This window comes from Trichlorobacter thiogenes (assembly GCF_900167465.1).
Taxonomy (GTDB): Bacteria; Desulfobacterota; Desulfuromonadia; order Geobacterales; family Pseudopelobacteraceae; genus Trichlorobacter; species Trichlorobacter thiogenes.
The window spans coordinates 46,564-65,630 of record NZ_FUWR01000006.1 but is presented as its reverse complement, the minus strand read 5'-3'; the positions used below and the strand labels follow the sequence as shown (position 1 = coordinate 65,630).

The window sequence follows — 19,067 nt, the reverse complement described above, 5'->3', positions numbered from 1 at the left end:
CTGCTGCTACTTGATGATGATGTTTTTAATGGTGACTTTTCCGTTGGTGATGCTCAGCGTTCCCACTACTGACGTATAGCCGGTGGTTGTCTGGTAGCTGCTGTCATTGGGGGCTTTGCCTCCATCAAGCGTGATTGCCCGCGCCTGGTTAAAGATCAGGTCTTCGTAAAAGTCATGGACATGGGCCAGGATAGTTGAGCCGTTTACGGTTGCATTGTAGGCGGACTGCAGGGTGTTGTAGCCGGTTGTCGGTACACCTGCCAGGATAGCCTGGTAGTTGGGAGCAAAGCTTAGTGACACGCTTCGATCACTGGCCAATGAGGTCAATGAACAAGGGTTTGCACTGCTGGTGCATGCCCCGCCCCAGCTTCCAAAAACTGATTTCCAGTCCGGTGTGGCGGTCAGGTTTACGTTGCTGCTGAAGCCAAAGGTGTCACTGCATCCAGTGCTAGAGCCAGAGCTGCAGGCGATACCGGCCGGATTACTGGCCACCGATCCGCTACCGGTAACTGCGGTTATCGTAACCACCGGCCCGGCAATAACTATGTTGGAGCTGGGGCTGAAGCCATTGGCGTTCTTGGCCCGTACCCGGTAATAGAAGATCTGGCCGGGGTTAAGGGTGCTGATGTCAATCAGGCGCGAGGTGACATTACCCACGTTCAGATTTTGGTAATCCGGCAGATAGGTGGCAAATGTGCTGCTGGTGGAGACATCCAGGCGGTAGTCATCTGTGCCCAACGCCGCGTTCCAACTGGCAGTGAAGGAGGTGGCGCTCTTGTTACTGGCCGGGTTGGCGACCGGTGCCGGTGGTACGGTTGTGACACTCACGCTATTGGAGTTGCTGCTGTAACCGCCGGCATTGTGGGCTCGTAGCCGGTACCAGTAACTGGTTCCGGCGGTGAGGCCGGTGACCGTCGAGCTTGTGCCGGTCACGGTTATGCCGTTGTAGTTGGCAACTGGATGAGTAAAGCTGCTGTCGGTTGCCACGTAGAGCAGGTAGTCGTCGGCATCTGCAACCGTGGTCCAGTTAGCCGTAAACCCGGTCTGGGATACCACCGTGGCTGCCGTTGCGGTGGGCAGACCAGGCGGGGCCGGTGCCGTGGATGTAGCGATCCGGCTAGAGTTGGCGCTGGTCTCCGTGGCGTTCCTGGCACGGACCCGGTACCAGTAGGTGACAAGTGGCGACAGGTTGCTGACCTCGTAGCTGGTGACGTTGCCTACATTCAGGTTGTTGTAGCCGGGGAGCATGCTGTTAAAACCAAAATCAGTGGCCACATCAAGATAGTAGCCGGTAGCGCCCGGTACTGCGCTCCAGTTGCTAATAAAACCGGCATCATAACGTCCGGTGGCCGGCTGTATTACTGGTGGCGCCAGGGTAAGCGTAACCGTGCAGTCGGCAGTAATCGGGCCGGTCTTGTAGGCGGCGCCGTCTGGGGAGAGCGCACCGTTGCAGCCGCTGACATTTGGCACTAAAGGGCCGGAGAAACCCAGCAGGATATAATCGCCATGGTAGGCCTGGCGTGTGCCGTTACCGCCAATGATCGGTATCCCCAGGTTGTTGACAACGGTCACGGTGTGCTTAACTGCCTGGGGTACCGTGGTCTGGCCAGTGCCGTTATACCCCCAGGCCACAATTGTTCCGTCATTCTTCAGGGCCATGGCGTGGAAATCACCGGCGGCAATGGCAACAACGCCAGTGAGGCCGGATGCGCCAGAGAGCTGGCCATAGTTGTCATCCCCCCAGGCCACCACGGTGCCGTCGCTTTTCAGGGCCAGGGAAAAGGCGTTACCGGCAGCAATGGCTTTCACCCCGGACAGCCCTGACGGAATAGTCGTCTGTTCGCTGCCGTTGTATCCCCAGGCTACCACCGTACCGTTGCTCTTCAGTGCCAGAGAATGGTTACCACCGGCGGCTATATCAATAACACCGGTATAGGCTAATGATGCCGGTGCCTGGCCACTGCTGTTGTCCCCCCATGCCACCACGGTGCCGTTGTTTTTCAGGGCCAGTGAATGGTTAGAACCAGCGGCTATGGCGGTTACTCCGGACAGTCCGGATGGCACGGTAATCTGTCCAGAGCTGTTGCTTCCCCAGGCCACCACACTGCCATCACCTTTCAGTGCCAAAGAATGAAAAGCACCGGCATCCACTGCGGTTACACCGGTATGCGAGATAGTTGCCGGTGCCTGCCCGGCCGTGTTATTGCCCCAGGCGACAACGGTTCCGTTGCTTTTCAACGCCAGGACGTGGCTGTTTCCTGTGGCAAGTGCGGTTACCCCGCTTAATGCGCCTGATGGTATGGTTGTCTGTGAGTAGCTGGATGACCCCCAGCCAGTGACAGATCCGTCGCTTTTCAGCGCAAATGAACTGCCTGCACTACCGGCAACCTTGGTATACCCGACCGGACTCACGCCAGGTGTGCCGCTGGTGTAACCCCAGATCACCACGGTGCCGTCCCCTTTCAGGGCCATGGAACTGTAACCGCCGGCAGCAATGGCCACCACCCCGGTGAGTCCGGTCGGTACTTCGGTCTGGCCGTAGGTGTTACTCCCCCATGCCACCACCGTGCCGTCACTCTTCAGGGCCAGGGCGTGGTAATCACCTGCGGCAATGGCTACCACATTGCCAAGCCCCTGCGGTACCGCTGATAAATCGTAATAATTCTGATTGTCTCCCCAGGCTGTCACGCTTCCGTCACTTTTCAGGGCCAGGGAAAAGTAAATGCCTGCGGCAATGGCAGTGACACCGGATTGTGCACTGTCCGGCACCGTGGCCTGACCGAAATCATTAGATCCCCAGGCCACCACTGAACCGTCAAAGCGTAATACCAGGGCATGGCTTTCGCCGGCGGCAATGGCTGTTACCTGGGACTGAGCTCCGCTGGGAATAACATCCAGATTGTAGCCGGTCCATCCCCAGTGCACCACTGAACCATCGTTTTTCAGGGCCAGTGAGAAACTGTTGCCAGCAGAGACAGCAGCAACATTGCCTAGCCCCTGGGGCACAGTGGCCTCACCAGAATCGTTGTTGCCCCAGGCCACCACTGTGCCATTGTTCTTTAAAGCTACGAAGTGATAGGCTCCCACTGCAATGGCCTTGACCCCGGATTGGGCCTCGGCCGGTATGCTGTTGTTGCTGTACCAGTCCCATCCCCAACTGGTCAGGCCGCCATCGCCCCTTAGAGCAAGGAATTGGGTGTTGTTAGTGGCAATGCCGGTGATGCCGGATTGGTTCTCTGGTGGCACCGGTCCATAGCTGTTGCTTCCCCATGACACGATGCTGCCGTCGCTCTTCAGGGCCATGGAACTGTAACTGCCAGCAGCTACTGCCACCACCCCGCTCAGGCCGACCGGCACTGCGTTCGTACCACCGCTACCGGTATCTGCCCCCCAAGCCACTACCGTGCCGTCGCTCTTCAAGGCAAGAGAGCGGAGCTGACTGGCCGTAATGGCCACCACCCCACTCAGGCCGACCGGCACTGCGTTCGTACCACCGCTACCGGTATTGTCCCCCCAGGCCACTACCGTACCATCCTCCTTCAGTGCCAATGAAAAATTGTTGCCGGCAGCAAGGGCCACCACCCCGGTCAGGCCGGCTGGTACCGCGTTTGTCCCACCTGCGGCTGTGCCATTGCCCCAGGCCACCACGGTACCGTTACTCTTCAAGGCCAGGGAGTGGTCAGAGCCAGCGGCAATGGCGATCACATCAGACTGGGCAGCCACTGGCACGGTGATGGTGGCGGGCGCGGATGCAAAGCTGCCCCAGTCAGCCACTGAACCGTCACTCTTCAAGGCCATGGAATGGTTTAAAAAGGCAGTGATGGCAACCACCCCGCTCAGCCCTGACGGTACGCTGGTCTGACCAGAATAATTTTCCCCCCAGGCCACCACCGTGCCGTCACTCTTTAATGCCAGGGAGTGCTGGTAGCCTGCTTTGATTGCCATCACCCCGCTCAGGCCGTTGGGAACAGACATCTTCCTGTTATATGAATTCCCCCCGCCCCAGGCGATTACGGTGCCATCGCTTTTCAACGCCAGGTTGTGGAGGTCACCACTGGCAATGGCGATGATGCCGCTGCTGGCTGCCCAGACCGTGCTGCCCCCTAGCATCTGTAGTATCAGCATCACCAGCAATGTAACGGTTGTTTGGCGTACTGTTTTCACGATCTTCTCCTTTGTGGTAACCGCTGTTACCGCCCGTGGGTCTGAAACTACAGGTCCGGGGCAGAAGGTTGTCTGTCTAAGTGTATCTGCTTCAATACCTGCAGTGATCTTACAATGAACTTACAAACCGCAAAAAACAGTTGGAACTCTTGAAAAAAATGTCAGGCTCATCTGCTGTATTCCCACGTCTCTTGGACTGTTTTTTCGCCACTTGGTGACCTGCGTTTTTCTCCGTACTGTTGTAAAAGCTACCTTGACAATCGCTAAATCAGTTGTATCTAAAACTGTACGGGAATACAGATGGTTAGCCCGTTAAGGAGAACCTATGAGTGGTGATTGCTGCGAACATACCCTGCTGGTCGATGACCCCCGCCTGAAGCTGGTGGAGCGGGCCATGAAGCGGTTACAGTACCAGCCGGATGCCCTGATTGAGGTGCTGCATACGGCCCAGGAGGCGTTCGGCTACTTAAGTCGTGATCTGCTGTCCCATGTGGCGGCCCAGTTGAAGCTGCCGGAAAGCCAGGTCTTTGGCGTGGCCACCTTTTATCATTTCTTTACCCTGCGTCCCAAGGGTGAGCATTCCTGTATCGTTTGCACCGGCACGGCCTGCTATGTCAAAGGGGCGGGCGAGATTCTGAATACGTTGGAGCAGGCCGCAGGGATCAAGGCCGGTCAGACCACGGCTGATGGCAGGCTGTCGCTGGGTACGGCCCGCTGCCTGGGTAACTGTTCTTTGGCGCCGATGATTACCATTGATGATACGGTCTATGGCCCTGAGAAACCGGAGGGTGCGGTTGATAAGCTGAACAGGCTGCTGGAGGTACCCCATGAACAGGGTTGAACTGGCTGAACTGGCTGAAACGGTTACTGCCCAACAGCAGTCCTGCCGCCTGCGGTTGCTGGTCTGCTGCGGCACCCCCTGTGTAGCGGCCGGTGCTGAGGCGGTGGTGGCGGCACTGAGGGAAAAGCTGGCAGCACTGGGTAATCCGGCTGATCTGGAGCTGGTGGGAACCGGCTGCCAGGGTCCCTGCAGTCGTGGCCCGTTGTTGACGGTGCTGCGTCCCGGTCAGCCTGAGCAGGTCTGGCAGAAGACCACCCCGGAGCTGGCAGTTTCGATTCTTGAGGCAGAGCTGCAGCAGGCACCTGTTCCGGATGAAAACCTGCTGCCTGCAGACTGGCCGTTTTTTACCCGCCAGACCAGGCTGGTGCTGGCCAACAGCGGCAGGATCGATCCTGAAAACCTTGAACAGTACATTGCCTGTGGCGGTTACGAGAGTCTGGCTCAGGTACTGCATGACATGACCCCGGATCAGGCCTGTGACAGCGTGGTGCAGAGCGGCCTGCGGGGCAGGGGTGGGGGCGGTTACCCCACTGGTCTTAAGTGGCAGTTGGTGCGCAAGGGCAGTGGCAGCCGCAAGTTTATCGTGGCCAATGGCGATGAGGGTGACCCCGGCGCTTACATGGACCGTTCTCTGATGGAGTCTGATCCCCACCGGATTCTGGAAGGGATAGCCATTGCCGGGTATGCCATTGGTGCAGAGCAGGGCTACATCTATGTGCGGGGCGAGTATCCGGTGGCGGCCCAGCGTCTGCGCAAGGCCATCAAGGATGCGGAACGGGCCGGGCTGCTGGGCAGCCGGGTGCTGGATTCCAGCTTCAGCTTCAGGATCGACATCAGGATCGGGGCCGGTGCCTTTGTTTGCGGCGAAGAGACCGCACTGCTGGCTTCCATCATGGGCAGGCGCGGTCAGCCCCGCATCCGTCCCCCCTATCCGGCTGAGGCAGGGCTGTGGGGTTGTCCCACCCTGATCAATAACGTTGAGACCTTTGGCAACATCCCCTCCATCTTCAGCATCGGCCCCCAGGCCTTTAACGCCATCGGAAACGGCAAAAGTCGTGGCACCAAGGTGTTTGCCCTGTGCGGTGAGGTGGTCAACAACGGCCTGATTGAAGTGCCGATGGGGATTCCGCTGCGGGAGATCGTGTTTGAGATCGGCGGAGGGCTGGCAAACGGCGCAGCCTTCAAGGCAGCCCAGACCGGCGGCCCCAGTGGTGGCTGTATTCCGGCAGAAAAGCTGGATACGCCGGTGGATTACGAGAACCTGCAGGCGCTGGGCTCCATCATGGGCTCCGGTGGTCTGATTGTGATGGGGGAGCAGAGCTGCATGGTGGATGTGGCCCGCTTCTTCATGGAGTTCTGTCTGGATGAGAGCTGCGGCAAGTGCGTGCCCTGCCGCACCGGCACGGTGGAGATCTACCGCCTGCTTTCACGGATCTGCAACGGCAGCGCCTCTCAACGGGATCTGCAGACCCTGGAGCAGCTTTGCCAGATGGTGAAGGATACCTCGCTCTGCGGGCTGGGGGCGGCGGCTCCCAACCCGGTGCTCTCTACCCTGCGTTGGTTCAGGGCTGAGTATGAGGCCCATGTGAGCCAGCGGCGCTGTCCGGCCGGGGTCTGCACCATGGATCAACTGCCGCTGCACCTGCTGGGTGAACAGCTGCTGCAGCGGATCGCTGCACTGCGCTGTGACGGGGAGGGATACTGATGCCGGCTATAACCCTGACCATCAACAACGACCTGATCTCTGCCCGTCAGGGCCAGACCCTGCTTGAAGTGGCCCGTGAGCACGGGATTGAGATTCCCACCCTCTGCCATCTGGATGGCCTTGAGGCGATGGGGGGCTGCCGTCTCTGTCTGGTGGAACTGCAGGGGGCTCCGCGCCCGGTTCCCTCATGCGTCACCAAGGCAGCAGAGGGAATGGTGGTGACCACCCATAGTGACAAGCTTGTGGAGTACCGCAAGATGCTGGTGGAGTTGCTGCTGGCGGAGCGGACCCATACCTGTTCCATCTGCGTGCAGAACAACAACTGCGAGCTGCAGACACTGGCGGCAAAGCTGGGGATCGACCATGTCCGCTTTGACTACCTGCACCAGCAGCTACCGATGGATGCCAGCCGCGAGCGGTTTGCCCTGGATCACAACCGCTGCGTACTCTGTTTACGCTGCGTGCGGGTCTGTGATGCCGTGGAAGGCGCCCATACCTGGGATGTGCGGGGCAGGGGTTCCACCAGCCGGATTGTGGCTGATCTGGATCGTCCCTGGGGTACCAGCACCAGTTGTACTGACTGCGGTAAATGCGTCCAGCTTTGCCCCACCGGCGCCCTGTTTAAGAAAGGGGCTACGGTTGGAGAGATGAAAAAGGAACGCAGCTTCCTGAACCGGATTCTGGAACGGCGGCGGCTGGCAGCCCAAGGGGGTACGCCATGAGCCGGTTACGTCTGGCAACAGCTTGGCTGGGGGGCTGCTCCGGCTGCCATATGAGCTTTCTGGATCTGGGGGAACAGTTGATTGAGATCTCTGATGCAATCGAACTGGTCTATGGTCCGCTGGTGGATGCCAAGGAGTTCCCGGAAGGTATGGATGTGACCCTGATCGAAGGGGCCGTGGCCAATTTTGAGAACCTTGAGCTGCTGCAGCAGATCCGTAAACGGTCAAAACTACTGATCAGTTTTGGGGATTGCGCCATTACCGGCAATGTAACCAGTTTACGCAACTTCTTCAGCGTGGATGATCTGCTGACGGCGGTCTACCATGCCGGTCCCGGCAGCGCACCCCGCAGCGATGAAGCGGATCAGGTGCTGCCGGAACTGCTGCCACGGGTGCTGCCGCTGCATCAGGTGGTGGAGGTGGATGCCTACATCCCCGGCTGCCCTCCTGATCCTGAGCGGATACTGGCGGTTTTATCGTCCCTGTTGAAAGGGGAGGCGGTAACATTGAGTGAAGTCCAGAGGAGCTTTGGGTAAGCCTATGTCAAAGACCATTACCATAGCACCGGTTACCCGGATCGAAGGCCACGCCAAGATCACCATCCAGTTAAATGATGCTGGCGAGGTGGCCGACGCCCGTTTCCACGTCACCGAGTTTCGTGGCTTTGAAAAGTTCTGTCTGGGGCGCAGCTACCGCGAGATGCCCTCCATTACCGAGCGGATCTGCGGCATCTGCCCGGTCAGCCATGCCCTGGCCTCGGCCAAGGCCGGTGATATGCTGAAAGGGGTCAAAATCCCACCCACTGCCGAGAAGCTGCGGCGTCTGATGCACTATGCCCAGCTGGTGCAGAGCCACGCTTTAAGCTTCTTTCTGCTCTCCGGCCCGGATCTTTTGCTGGGGATGGAGAGCGACCCGGCCAAGCGTAACCTGATCGGCCTGATTGAGGCACAACCAGAGCTGGCCAGGGAAGGGATCAGGCTGCGCCAGTTTGGCCAGGAGATCATCCGTCTGCTGGGTGACCGGGCTGTGCATCCGGCCTGGGCGGTATCAGGCGGGGTGCGGGAGCCACTGACGGTAGACAAGCGGGACTGGATTGCAGCCCGGCTGCCTGAGGCGTTGGCCACCGCGAAAAAGGCTCTGGCCCTTGGCTATGATGCCCTGCAACGCCTGTCAGAAGAAGCGGACTCTTACGGAAATTTTCCCAGCCTGTTTCTGGGGCTGGTCTCGCTAGATGGCGGTCTGGAACAGTACGACGGCAAGCTACGGCTGATTGATGCCGAGGGCAAAAATCTTGAGGGAGACCTTGATCCATCCCGCTACGCCGAGTTTATCGGTGAGGCAGAGCAGAGCTGGAGCTATCTGAAATTTCCCTATTACAAACCCCGTGGACATGAAGGTGATGCCGGTATGTATCGCGTTGGTCCACTGGCCCGCCTGAATGTGGCTGATTTTGCCGGAACGCCGCTGGCAGAGCAGGAACTGCAGCGGTTTCGCCAGTTCAGGGAAGGGGGCGGACCGGTGCTGGGCAGCTTCTACTACCATCAGGCCCGCTTGATCGAACTGCTCTACTGCCTGGAACGGATCGGCCAGCTGCTGGATGATCCGCAACTGTTGGATGACCATGTGCGCAGCCATGCCCGCACCAACAACAGGATCGGGATCGGTGTGGTGGAAGCGCCCCGGGGTGTGCTGTTCCATGAATATCATGTTGATGATGACGGGCTGCTCTCCTACGTGAACCTGATTATCGCCACTGGCCAGAACAACCTGGCCATAAACCGTACCGTGCTGCAGATAGCACAGAAGTATCTCTCAGGCAGCAGGTTGGATGAAGGGCTCTTAAACCGGGTGGAACATGGCATCCGCTGTTATGATCCCTGTCTTTCCTGCTCTACCCATGCTGTTGGGAAGATGCCGATGCAGGTTGAGCTGATTGGGCCGGATGGTTTACTTTTACAGAAAATTGTCAAATAGACGCCCCTTGACATCCAAAAAAGTGTGCTTATCTTTTGGACAGAAGGAAGTACCAGAACCAATGTTTAAAAGGAGGAATGTGTCATGGCACTCGTCAAGTACAACCCGCTACGTGAGCTGCGCAGTATGCAGGACCAGATGGATCGGTTGCTGAACCTGTCCTGGGGCAATAATGAATATTCCGGCGAAGATATCAAGGAAGGGATCTGGCAGCCTGCCGTGGATATCTACGAGACACAGGATTCAATTGTGATCAAGGCTGAGTTACCGGATGTGGAACAGAAGGATATTGATGTACGGATAGAAGACAGTTTGCTGACCATCAAGGGTGAGCGTAAGCATGAAAGCGAAGTAAAGAAAGAGAATTACCATCGGATTGAGCGCTACTTTGGTTCATTCCAGCGCAGCTTCAAACTACCTGCTACGGTGGATCAGGAAAAGGTGGCAGCAGCCTGTGATAAAGGGGTGTTGACGGTGACACTACCCAAGAAGGAAGAGGTGAAGCCGAAGCAGATTAACGTTGAAGTGAAGTAGTTGTTGATTGATATCATCTGTACACAAAAAGGCCGGGGGATTTCCCGGCCTTTTTGTATTTAATGGATGTTGATCAAAAATCAGGCAGACTTCTTGCTTTCCTCTGGTTTGACTGTCTCTTTAGCAGTTTCTGCAGCAGCATGTTCAGGTTCTGCAGCCTGCTTATTTTTAATAAGTTGATCAACCTCTTCCTTGCGGGCCTCTTCTTGGACATTACGCTGGAAGTCTTCAGAGGCCTTTTTGAACTCGGCCAGTCCTTTACCCAGGGATTTGGCCAGATCAGGCAATTTATTGGGGCCGATCACGATTAACGCGATCACCATGATGACAATCAATTCCGGCATGCCTATTCCAAACATGGTCTGTTCTCCTCGATGGTTTGCGGGTGGCTTCTGACCCATTAAAGCGTTATTCATGGCTGCAAGGCAACAAAAAAATGTGTTGTTAGTCTTGTTGCTGCAATGTACAAATATGCATAAAAAATAATCAGACATGTATAAAAAATAGTCAGGAGTGCTGTCTGTGTCACTGCTTCGTCCTCTTCAAATAGCCGGTTTAACGCTACGTCATAATCTACTGCTTGCCCCGTTGGCAGGCATTACCAATCATGTTTTCAGGCTGATCTGCAGGCAACAGGGGGCCAGTCTGGCCTTTACTGAAATGGTCAGTGTTAACGGCATGGTTCGTGAAGGTGAAAAAACGTTATCCCTGCTGGCAAGTTCTCCTGAAGATCGCCCTCTGGGGGCGCAACTGTTTGGAAATGATCCCGGGCTTTTGGCTCAAGCCGCCAGTATGGTTAAGGATAACGCCGATCTTATTGATATCAATATGGGCTGTCCAGTGCGCAAGGTGGTTGGTACCGGCGCCGGGTCTGCCTTGCTGCAGGATCCGTCGCGGATAGCAGAGATTATCAGGACAGTACGCAAGGCGACAAAACTGCCGTTAACGATCAAGATCCGTAGTGGTTGGCAGTGTGGTGATGATACCTGGCAAGAGGTGGGGCGGATTGCCGAGGCAGAGGGCTGTGACGCCATTACCCTGCATCCCCGCAGCCGGGCTCAGATGTTTGATGGACAGGCCAACTGGCAGCATATTGCACAGTTAAAGCAGCTGGTGAAGATCCCGGTGATCGGCAGTGGTGATCTGTTTACCCCGCAGGATTGCCAGAGGATGCTGGCTGAGACCGGATGTGACGGACTGATGGTGGCGCGGGGGGCGCTGGGGAATCCCTGGATTTTCCACCAGACCTGTGAGCTGCTGGAGGGAAGGCCGGTAACCCCGGTGAGTTGTGCTGACCGGATGGCAATGGCTGAACAGCACCTTGCCCTGTTCACTGACTACGCCGGTGCATCAGTTGCGGTGCGGGAGATGAAGAAGCATCTTGGGTGGTATATTCATGGTGTTCCGGGGGCAGCAGCCCTGCGTAGGACCGTTAACATGGCCCAAGACACAGATGAACTGCAGGCAATAATCAGACAGATCAGAGAAACAGGAGTCTAACAATACGGTGCATACTGACCTGAGTGGATACGCCCTTACGGTGCTTGACAGTGTGGGGGACGGGGTAGTCGTGATCAACGGAGAAGGGGTGGTGACGTTGATGAACCCGGCTGCCGAAGAGATGACTGGCCGTTCCCGGCGTCAGGTGGTTGGCTCACGTTTTATCGACTCCTTTAAGGCTGAACCGATCCTGGTTGATATGGTTGAGCGGACATCTGCCAGTGGTGTCTCCCTTTCAGATCAGGATAATGTTGTGTTAAGCCCATCCGGGCGGGTGATTCCTGCCAATGCCACCACCTGTCCGCTACTGCGCTCTGATGGTGAGGCTATCGGCGTCATATTAACCCTGCGGGATCTGACTTCAATCCGTGAACTGGAGGCCGCTGTCAGGCAGGCAGACCGTCTTGCCACCCTGGGTACCCTGGCTGCCGGTTTGGCCCATGAGGTTAAAAATCCGCTGGGAGGAATCAAAGGGGCTGCCCAACTGCTGGAACGGGAGCTGGATGAGGACAGCGACCTGCTGGAATATCCCAGGGTGATGATAAAAGAGGCAGAACGGATCGACCGGATTATCCGCCAGCTGCTGGATCTTGCCTCACCCCGTGGACCACGTTATACCCCGGTTAACCTGCATATGGTGCTGGGGGATATCATCCTGCTGCAGCGGGAGGCTGCCGCTGATCGTGACGTCACCATTTCCACCGGATTTGATCCCAGTATCCCGCCGATCATGGCTGATGAGGCCCAGTTGACCCAGGTCTTTTTAAACCTGATCCGCAATGCCATTGAGGCGATGGCGGAAGGTGGGCGGGTCACGGTATCCAGCCGGGTACTGGCTGAATATCATCTGGCCCGTAATGAAAATCGTTCACGGATGGTGGCGGTGGAAGTGGCTGACACCGGTCCGGGGATCTCCACAGAAAATCTTGCCAAGGTGGGCACGCCGTTTTTCAGTACCAAGGATAACGGTACCGGGCTGGGGCTGGCCATCTGCCAGAAGATAGTAGCGGAACATCGCGGTATGTTGAAAATTGAGTCGAAACCGGGACAGGGGACCAAAATCAGTGTGTTGCTACCGCTGATTCAGTCACCCGCGAAAGGATAAACAGCATGGGACTGCATCGGATATTGGTGGCTGATGATGAAGAGAGCATGCGCTGGGTACTTTCCAAGGCGTTGCGCAAAAAAGGGTACTCGGTAGATCTGGCTGCAGATGGTAATCAGGCCCTGCGTCAGGTGCGGGAACAGTCCTATGACCTGGTGATTGTGGATATCAAGATGCCCGGCATGTCCGGTCTGGAGTTTCTGGACAAGGCACGGGAACTGAGGCCGGACCTGCTGGTGGTGGTGATGACCGCCGAGGCCAGCATGAAGAATGCGGTTGAGGCGATGAAGCGCGGTGCCTATGACTACATCACCAAGCCGTTTGATCTTGAGGTAATCGACGCGATTATTGAAAAGGTCAGCCGTGCGCGGGATGTCAGCAATCAGGTCACCCTGCTGAAGCAGGAACTGAAGGACCGCTATCAGGTCGAAAAGAACATCATCGGTAATTCAACCGCCATGCGGGAGGTCTACAAGACCATCGGCAAGGTGGCCGGCAGTGATATTACCGTGCTGATTCAGGGGGAATCCGGCACCGGTAAAGAGCTGATTGCCCGGGCGATTCACTTCAACTCAACCCGGTTGGGTAAGCCGTTTGTGGCGATCAACTGTGCTGCCATCCCCAAAGACCTACTGGAGAGCGAGCTGTTCGGCAGTGAGCGGGGCGCTTTTACCGGGGCTACCGAGCGCAAGACCGGCAAGTTTGAACAGGCCAACCATGGCACCATCTTTCTGGATGAAATCGGTGACATGCCGCTGGATCTGCAGGCCAAGATCCTGCGGGTACTACAGGAGCAGGAGATTACCCGGATTGGCGGTTCCCAGAACCTGAGCGTTGATGTGCGGGTGGTGGCAGCCACCAACCAGGAACTGCAGGAGCGGGTGCGTAATCGCGAATTCCGTGAAGATCTTTACTACCGCCTGAATGTGGTGCCGATCAATCTGGCACCGCTGCGTGAGCGCAGTGAGGATATCCCCGCCCTGGTGGAGTATTTTCTGGAGCGTGCCTGTGCAGAACTTGAGATACCGACCAAACAGTGCGCCCCTGAAGCGATGGAGCTGCTCTGCAGCTACACCTGGCCCGGTAACGTGCGTGAACTTGAAAATACCATCAAACGTGGCGTTATCCTCTCCAGCGATCCATTGCTGACCATTGCTGATTTTGCAGGCCTGACCAATCGTCAGGAAACCATCCATGCCGTACCCCAGGAACAGTCGCTGGAATCGCTGGTTGAAGGCAAACTGCGCAGCTCCATGAACGGGATTGAGAAGCTGGATAAAGGGGATATTTACGACCGGGTGCTGGAGCAGGTGGAGCGGCCTTTGATCCGCTACGTGCTTGAAAAGACCAGAGGTAACCAGGTTCGTGCGGCGGATGTGCTGGGGATCAACCGCAACACCCTGCGTAAGAAGATCAGTGAGTTAGGGATAAGTATTAAAAAAGATTAGTTTGCAAGGCACCGGAAACGGTGCCTTTTTTATTGGGGCAGAACATGCTCCAGCAGGTCTTGGTGTCGCTCTATCACCGCCAAGGCAGGCAGGTCTGATTTGTAGGCGATGAACGGCACTCCGGCTGCGGCTGCAGCCTGCATATCCACCGCGCTGTCACCCACAAACAGCGCCTCCTGCGGGCTAAGACCGTAATGTTCCAGCACCTTCAAGAGTGGCTCCGGGTGGGGTTTAGGATTCTTGACTTTGGCGGCGGTCATGACACAACCAAAGAATCCTTCCAGACCGAAGTCTTCGATGATCATCTCCATGGAGGCTGCCCGGTTGGTGCAGATCGCCAGTTCTACCTTTCCTTTCAGAGCGGTCAGGGTTTCCACCAGTCCATCCTCACGCCGCATGTACGGCATCAGTTCCTTGTAGCGGATGGTCTTGCCGATGGCGATGGCTTGAGCCTTCTGCGGATCTTTGCCAAAGAAATGCTCAATTACATCCAGATAGGAAAAGGTGTGCAGTACCCGCTCTGATTCAGTGCAGAGCCGGTCAATCTCCGGGCGGCCCAGCCCGGCCATGATCCGGTTGTAGAAGATGTAGTTGGATTCGATTGAATCCAGGATAACTCCGTCACAATCATAGATTATCGCCTTGTAGCGTGCAGTCATGCCTTGTCCTCTTCCGGTTGCCGGGCCTTGGTCAGGTACTCTTCCCATTCCATCGGCAGCAGGTATTTTTTACGGCTGTTACATTCCTTGCAGGATGGCACCACATTGTTCCGGCTGGCCTTGCCGCCACGGGTGACCGGTACGATATGGTCCATGGTCAGCTCATCCGGACTAAAGCGGTTGCCGCACCAGTGGCAGACGCCTAATGCCAGCCGGTTCTTCCACCAGCGGCTGCGGCGCAGTTCACGGGATTTGTCCCGTTCACGCCTGACCTCTTCTTCTGATACCTCAATAATGAACTCGCTCATGGTTATCCCAGTTCAGCAACGGTTGCACCGTCGCGGCCTTCGTGTGGTTCACCGGGGCGGAAGGAGCTTATCTGTGGATGCCGACTCAGAAACTCCCGCACTGCCCGCTGCAGGGTACCGGTGCCGATACCATGGATGATCCTGATTTCCCGCTGTCCGGCCAGAACAGCCTGATCAATGAACCCTTCCAGCTCAATCAGTGCCTCTTCCACCCGCTTGCCGATCAGGTTCAGTTCATTGGCGGACTCTTCAGACTGCAGCTTCATCTTGATCTCAGGTGCATTTTTACGCGGTTTGGAACCTGCTGTGCTGCTGCCGATTATCAGGCCGTGCAGCGGTACCTCCATCTCGATGCTGCCTGCCCTGACCCGTACCTTTTGACGGGCCTGATCCACACTGGTGACCGTGGCTTCCCGCCCAAGAGAGCGCACCTGCACAATGCTGCCCGGCTGTAGCGCATCAGCGGATGGGGGCTGCTGTCCGGTGGGGGCAAAGCTGGCTTCCAGCTCTTCTGCCTTCTGCCTGAATTTTACCTCTGTTTCCTTGCGGCGATCCTGCTTGAACTGCTCCAGCAGCTGATTCATCTCACGGCGGGCAGCGGTGATGGTATCCCGTGCGTCAGCCCGAGCCTTTTCAATGGTTTCCTGTCGCAGGCGGACGAGATCAGCCTCTTGCTGTTTCAGGCTCATAGCAAGCCCATCAAGACGTTGCCGTTCCTGCTGCTGATTTGCAAGCTCATCAGCCAGTGCATTCCGTTTCTGGCGCAGCTCTTCAATGATGTTTGAAAAGGCGGTACCAGCATCCCCCAACAGAGCACGGGCGGTCTGTAGGACAGATTCAGGCAGACCATAACGCCGGGCAGTTTCCAGGGCATGGGACTGTCCCGGCTCTCCCATTACCAGCCGGTAGAGCGGGGTCCAGCTGGCACTGTCAAACTCCATGCCTGCGTTCTGCATTTCACTGGTCTGCTGGACAAAACCGACAATCTCGGTCAGGTGGGTAGTGGCCAGCACCACAGCGCCCCGCTGTTGCAGCTCTTGCAGGACAGCGCAGCCAATGGCAGCCCCCTGCAGCGGTTCGGTACCGGTACCCAGTTCATCCAGCAGTACCAAGCTGCGGGAACCGGCCTGTTCCAGAATCTTGCTGATGGCAGCCACATGGGCCGAGAAGGTGGAGAGGCTTTGCTCTATCGACTGTTCATCACCAATATCCACCAACAGGGCATCCAGCAGTGGTATGGATGAGGAGGGGGAGGCTGGCACCGGCATACCGGACAAGGCCATGGCAGTGATCAGGCCGACGGTTTTAAGGGCGATGGTCTTGCCACCGGCGTTAGGGCCGCTGATCACAAGTACCTGCGAGGTGGAAAGCTCCAGATCCAAGGGGACAATCGGTGTGGCATCCTGCTGCTCTGCCCGCATCACCATCAGTAGTGGGTGGCGGGCGGAAAGCAGTCGCAGCGCACCGTTCTGATTTAATTCAGGTACTGCCATGTTGAACTGCTCGCTAAAGCGGGCGATGCAGTCCAGACGATCAAGCTCCACCAGGGTGGTGAAACAGGCGGCGATCCGGTCTGCATCTTCCCTGATCCAGGCAGAGAGTTGCCGCAGGATGCGGATCTCTTCTGCCTTTTCTTCGGCAGACAGGTTTTCCAGTTCATTGACAAACGGGATGATCTCCAGCGGCTCCATAAAGGCGGTTTCACCGGATGAGGAGACATCATGCACCACCCCCGGCACCATCCCCTTGGAATCCATCCGCACCGGGATGACCCAGCGGCCGGAACGAATGGTGATGAAGTCATCCTGCAGGAAGATGGCGGTTTCATGCCTGCGGACAAACTCTTCCAGCTTGCGGCGCACCCGGGCAGCCAGGGCCCGCTTGGCCTTGCGGATTTCGGCCAGTTCGCGGGAGGCAGAGTCCAGAATGGTGTCTTCATCATCCAGTGTGGCAGAGAGCGGTTCAAGGATATCGCTGAAGGCCACCGGAAACGGTTCCAAAAGGCGCAGGGCAGGGATGTCATCCCGCGGGGAGAGCTGTTTGTACAGTTCTGCCAGTGATCCCAGCACCGGAATGAACTCCAGCAGGCCAAAGGGGGAGAGGATCGCTCCGTCCGGTCGTACCTGATCCAGCAGGGGGCGGATATCACTGAAACGGCTGATCCGCAGGCTGATCCGTTGGCGCAGCAGGGTGCGGATTTCCTCGATCCGCTGCCAAGAGAGGGTGATGGCAGCAGCAGACTGTAGTGGAGCAACAGCCAGAATGGCTGCGGTGCTGGCATCGCTACGGGCATGGCCTGCAACCACCTGCAGGACCTTATTGAATTCAAGACGGCAAAGGGTTGTGTGAGAGATCATGGGGTGTCGGTATTCTGTCGTTTATGGGTTGAACGGCGGTTTCTACGGCTTTTCTGTTTACGGATTCTGGCAGCCTCTTCATCTTCAACCGTGGGCAGACCGCGACTGCGGGCGATTTTCTCCAGCAGTTCACGTCGGGCCAGAAAGCGGTTCAGGGACTGACTGCGTTCACGTCCGCAACGGGCTTCAATGCCGGTGGGAAGGTGGCGAACCTGTGCGCAGCTTGAGGTCTTGTTAAGATGTTGCCCCCCCTTGCCGGAGGAGCGGACAAACTGTTCTTCAATCTCTTCTTCACGGACATTCAGTTCCAGCATACGGGCCAGCAGGGCCTGCTGTTTTTTTGCACTGACCGCAAAGGTCGGGCTGGTGGCCATTAGCCCATGCCTGCCTGCCAGTTGTAGGCCTTCATCTGGGCATCCATAACCGTGCTGTAGGGGATAGAGAGGGCACCCAATAACTCTGATGCCTTGACAAAGTCAACCTGCTCCAGGGCCTCGGCCAGGGCAAGCAGGTTGCCGTAGATCCCTTCCCGGCTGACCAGTGCCTGTTGCACATCCTCCGACAGGTTCAATTCTTCCGCAATCTGTCCCATGGGGATATCATACAGCGATTCAAGCAGCGACAGGATGCCGGTCATAAAGGCTTGGTCTGCTGCCTCACGGTTACCCCGCAGACGCGGGCAGGCGGTTGCCATCTGCTCCATGAAGCCACCCCGCACCGCTGCCATATCCACCAGCGGGTTTTCCATGGCATGACTGTCATCGGTAGCAAACAGGGCCAACTGTACCCAGCGTTTGATCTGTGCCCTGCCCAGCATGCTGATGGCGTGGCGTACAGTCTGGATCTTCTGCAGTCCCACAAAGGAGACAGAGTTGACCAGTAGGAGCAGTTTGTAGGTCAGACCCGGACTGCTGCGGAAGGTCTTTTCAACCTCCTCCATCTCGGCGTCATCCATTAACTGACGCATCAGTTTTAAAAGCGCGGCGCCGCCCTCATCAATCTTCTTCTTTTCAATGACTGCTGGTTTGGCAAAATAGTAGCCTTGGAAATAATCAAAACCCAGATCCAGGCATTTCAGAAATTCTTCCTTGGTTTCCACTTTTTCTGCCAACAGCTTAAACTGATAATTGCGGTAGCACTCAACAGCTGCACCGATGGTGTCCACCGGGGTGGCCATCAGGTCCACCTTGACGATATCAATAATCTGGTACAGCTCTTCGTAGATCGGGTCGTAGTCATGATCATCAAGGGCCAGCACAAACCCGGCCTCTTTCAGTTCACGGCAGCGCTCGATCAGTGCCGGGGTGACCTCAAGGGTTTCAAGCAGTTCAAGGACGATCATCTCTTTGGGTAGCAGTTCCAGGGAGTCACTCATCAGGATATCAAGCTCAAGGTTGATAAATCCCAGATGCTTGCCCAGAATCTGCTTGACCCCAAATCCGGCCAGGGTATTCAGGATAACGCTGGCGGTTGCCTGGGAGGCGTCGCTGACATTGGCCTCAGCCAGGGATTGAGCTGAGCGGAAAAGCAGTTCATAGGCACAGATCTGCTCATCACGGTTCAGGATCGGTTGGCGTCCGATCAGGTATTTTTGTTCTGATTGCTCCATAGGTGTCGGGTATCCTGCCTGATATCTGGGCATAGTTACTTGATGAAAGGAGTTGAGTATACGCTATCTGTCCTTTAAGTGCAATCGGCACCGTTTATGTCAGATTTGCCCCTGAGTTATTGCTGAACAGCCCATTGCATG

General features: G+C 56.8%; 16 protein-coding genes. 9 read left to right on the top strand and 7 right to left on the bottom strand.

Translation table 11 applies throughout. The annotated features are described in order from the left end of the window. Positions 1-6: 6 nt before the first annotated feature. The gene (locus B5D39_RS06985) at positions 7-4,164 is read right to left on the bottom strand and encodes a fibronectin type III domain-containing protein (RefSeq protein ID WP_078789749.1); all 4,158 of its coding nucleotides are present in this window, start codon (positions 4,162-4,164) and stop codon (positions 7-9) included. 325 nt (positions 4,165-4,489) lie between these two features. Between B5D39_RS06985 and hoxE the strand changes: the two genes are divergently transcribed. From hoxE to B5D39_RS06955, 6 genes are all read left to right on the top strand, one after another. Then, positions 4,490-5,005 (top strand): bidirectional hydrogenase complex protein HoxE, encoded by a 516-nt coding sequence (gene hoxE, locus B5D39_RS06980; RefSeq protein WP_078789748.1) that lies wholly within the window; start codon positions 4,490-4,492, stop codon positions 5,003-5,005. Continuing rightward, a complete protein-coding gene (locus B5D39_RS06975; protein ID WP_078789747.1) occupies positions 4,992-6,710 on the top strand; it encodes a NuoF family protein in 1,719 nt (572 codons plus the stop codon). Before hoxE ends, B5D39_RS06975 begins: the two co-directional genes overlap by 14 nt. Beyond that, entirely contained in the window at positions 6,710-7,432 is a 723-nt protein-coding gene (gene hoxU, locus B5D39_RS06970; protein WP_078789746.1) for a bidirectional hydrogenase complex protein HoxU, read from the top strand. Before B5D39_RS06975 ends, hoxU begins: the two co-directional genes overlap by 1 nt. Further along, a complete protein-coding gene (locus B5D39_RS06965; protein ID WP_078789745.1) occupies positions 7,429-7,968 on the top strand; it encodes an NADH-quinone oxidoreductase subunit B family protein in 540 nt (179 codons plus the stop codon). Before hoxU ends, B5D39_RS06965 begins: the two co-directional genes overlap by 4 nt. A gap of 4 nt (positions 7,969-7,972) precedes the next feature. After that, positions 7,973-9,406, top strand: a complete 1,434-nt coding sequence (locus B5D39_RS06960) for a Ni/Fe hydrogenase subunit alpha (RefSeq protein ID WP_078789744.1) — start codon at positions 7,973-7,975, stop codon at positions 9,404-9,406. 84 nt (positions 9,407-9,490) lie between these two features. Beyond that, positions 9,491-9,940 carry an Hsp20/alpha crystallin family protein gene (locus tag B5D39_RS06955; RefSeq protein ID WP_078789743.1) on the top strand — a complete coding sequence of 150 codons (450 nt, stop codon included), beginning with the start codon at positions 9,491-9,493 and terminating at the stop codon, positions 9,938-9,940. 80 nt (positions 9,941-10,020) lie between these two features. Here B5D39_RS06955 and B5D39_RS06950 read toward each other — a convergent pair whose 3' ends face one another. Then, positions 10,021-10,299, bottom strand: a complete 279-nt coding sequence (locus B5D39_RS06950; protein WP_078789742.1) for a TatA/E family twin arginine-targeting protein translocase — start codon at positions 10,297-10,299, stop codon at positions 10,021-10,023. Between the two features lie 169 nt (positions 10,300-10,468). Between B5D39_RS06950 and dusB the strand changes: the two genes are divergently transcribed. From dusB to B5D39_RS06935, 3 genes are read left to right on the top strand one after another with little or no spacing between them, the layout of a single operon-like run. Continuing rightward, positions 10,469-11,440, top strand: a complete 972-nt coding sequence (gene dusB / locus B5D39_RS06945; RefSeq protein ID WP_078789842.1) for a tRNA dihydrouridine synthase DusB — start codon at positions 10,469-10,471, stop codon at positions 11,438-11,440. A gap of 7 nt (positions 11,441-11,447) precedes the next feature. Then, a complete protein-coding gene (locus B5D39_RS06940) occupies positions 11,448-12,545 on the top strand; it encodes a two-component system sensor histidine kinase NtrB (RefSeq protein WP_078789741.1) in 1,098 nt (365 codons plus the stop codon). Between the two features lie 5 nt (positions 12,546-12,550). Then, positions 12,551-13,993, top strand: a complete 1,443-nt coding sequence (locus B5D39_RS06935) for a sigma-54-dependent transcriptional regulator (RefSeq protein ID WP_078789740.1) — start codon at positions 12,551-12,553, stop codon at positions 13,991-13,993. A gap of 29 nt (positions 13,994-14,022) precedes the next feature. Here B5D39_RS06935 and B5D39_RS06930 read toward each other — a convergent pair whose 3' ends face one another. The 5 genes from B5D39_RS06930 to B5D39_RS06910 are packed head-to-tail and all read right to left on the bottom strand — an operon-like array spanning position 14,023 to position 18,926. Beyond that, the gene (locus B5D39_RS06930) at positions 14,023-14,652 is read right to left on the bottom strand and encodes an HAD family hydrolase (protein WP_078789739.1); all 630 of its coding nucleotides are present in this window, start codon (positions 14,650-14,652) and stop codon (positions 14,023-14,025) included. Continuing rightward, the gene (locus tag B5D39_RS06925) at positions 14,649-14,960 is read right to left on the bottom strand and encodes an HNH endonuclease (protein ID WP_078789738.1); all 312 of its coding nucleotides are present in this window, start codon (positions 14,958-14,960) and stop codon (positions 14,649-14,651) included. The genes B5D39_RS06930 and B5D39_RS06925 overlap by 4 nt, the downstream gene beginning before the upstream one ends. 2 nt (positions 14,961-14,962) lie before the next feature. Continuing rightward, positions 14,963-17,317, bottom strand: coding sequence for an endonuclease MutS2 (locus B5D39_RS06920; RefSeq protein ID WP_078789737.1), 2,355 nt, complete (start codon positions 17,315-17,317; stop codon positions 14,963-14,965). Then, positions 17,314-17,691: a peptide chain release factor family protein gene (locus tag B5D39_RS06915; protein ID WP_078789736.1), complete on the bottom strand. Its 378-nt coding sequence runs from the start codon at positions 17,689-17,691 to the stop codon at positions 17,314-17,316. Before B5D39_RS06915 ends, B5D39_RS06920 begins: the two co-directional genes overlap by 4 nt. Continuing rightward, on the bottom strand, positions 17,691-18,926 hold the full coding sequence (locus B5D39_RS06910; RefSeq protein WP_078789735.1) for an EAL and HDOD domain-containing protein: 1,236 nt from the start codon (positions 18,924-18,926) through the stop codon (positions 17,691-17,693). Before B5D39_RS06910 ends, B5D39_RS06915 begins: the two co-directional genes overlap by 1 nt. Positions 18,927-19,067: the final 141 nt, after the last annotated feature.

Excerpts from the sequence above, each read along its gene's own strand:
- B5D39_RS06930 (WP_078789739.1), bottom strand. The coding sequence starts at position 14,652 with ATGACTGCACGCTACAAGGCGATAATCTATGATTGTGACGGAGTTATC.
- B5D39_RS06960 (WP_078789744.1), top strand. The coding sequence starts at position 7,973 with ATGTCAAAGACCATTACCATAGCACCGGTTACCCGGATCGAAGGCCAC.
- B5D39_RS06950 (WP_078789742.1), bottom strand. The coding sequence starts at position 10,299 with ATGTTTGGAATAGGCATGCCGGAATTGATTGTCATCATGGTGATCGCG.
- hoxE (WP_078789748.1), top strand. The coding sequence starts at position 4,490 with ATGAGTGGTGATTGCTGCGAACATACCCTGCTGGTCGATGACCCCCGC.
- hoxU (WP_078789746.1), top strand. The coding sequence starts at position 6,710 with ATGCCGGCTATAACCCTGACCATCAACAACGACCTGATCTCTGCCCGT.
- B5D39_RS06915 (WP_078789736.1), bottom strand. The coding sequence starts at position 17,691 with ATGGCCACCAGCCCGACCTTTGCGGTCAGTGCAAAAAAACAGCAGGCC.
- B5D39_RS06925 (WP_078789738.1), bottom strand. The coding sequence starts at position 14,960 with ATGAGCGAGTTCATTATTGAGGTATCAGAAGAAGAGGTCAGGCGTGAA.
- B5D39_RS06955 (WP_078789743.1), top strand. The coding sequence starts at position 9,491 with ATGGCACTCGTCAAGTACAACCCGCTACGTGAGCTGCGCAGTATGCAG.
- B5D39_RS06965 (WP_078789745.1), top strand. The coding sequence starts at position 7,429 with ATGAGCCGGTTACGTCTGGCAACAGCTTGGCTGGGGGGCTGCTCCGGC.
- B5D39_RS06920 (WP_078789737.1), bottom strand. The coding sequence starts at position 17,317 with ATGATCTCTCACACAACCCTTTGCCGTCTTGAATTCAATAAGGTCCTG.
- B5D39_RS06975 (WP_078789747.1), top strand. The coding sequence starts at position 4,992 with ATGAACAGGGTTGAACTGGCTGAACTGGCTGAAACGGTTACTGCCCAA.
- B5D39_RS06935 (WP_078789740.1), top strand. The coding sequence starts at position 12,551 with ATGGGACTGCATCGGATATTGGTGGCTGATGATGAAGAGAGCATGCGC.
- B5D39_RS06910 (WP_078789735.1), bottom strand. The coding sequence starts at position 18,926 with ATGGAGCAATCAGAACAAAAATACCTGATCGGACGCCAACCGATCCTG.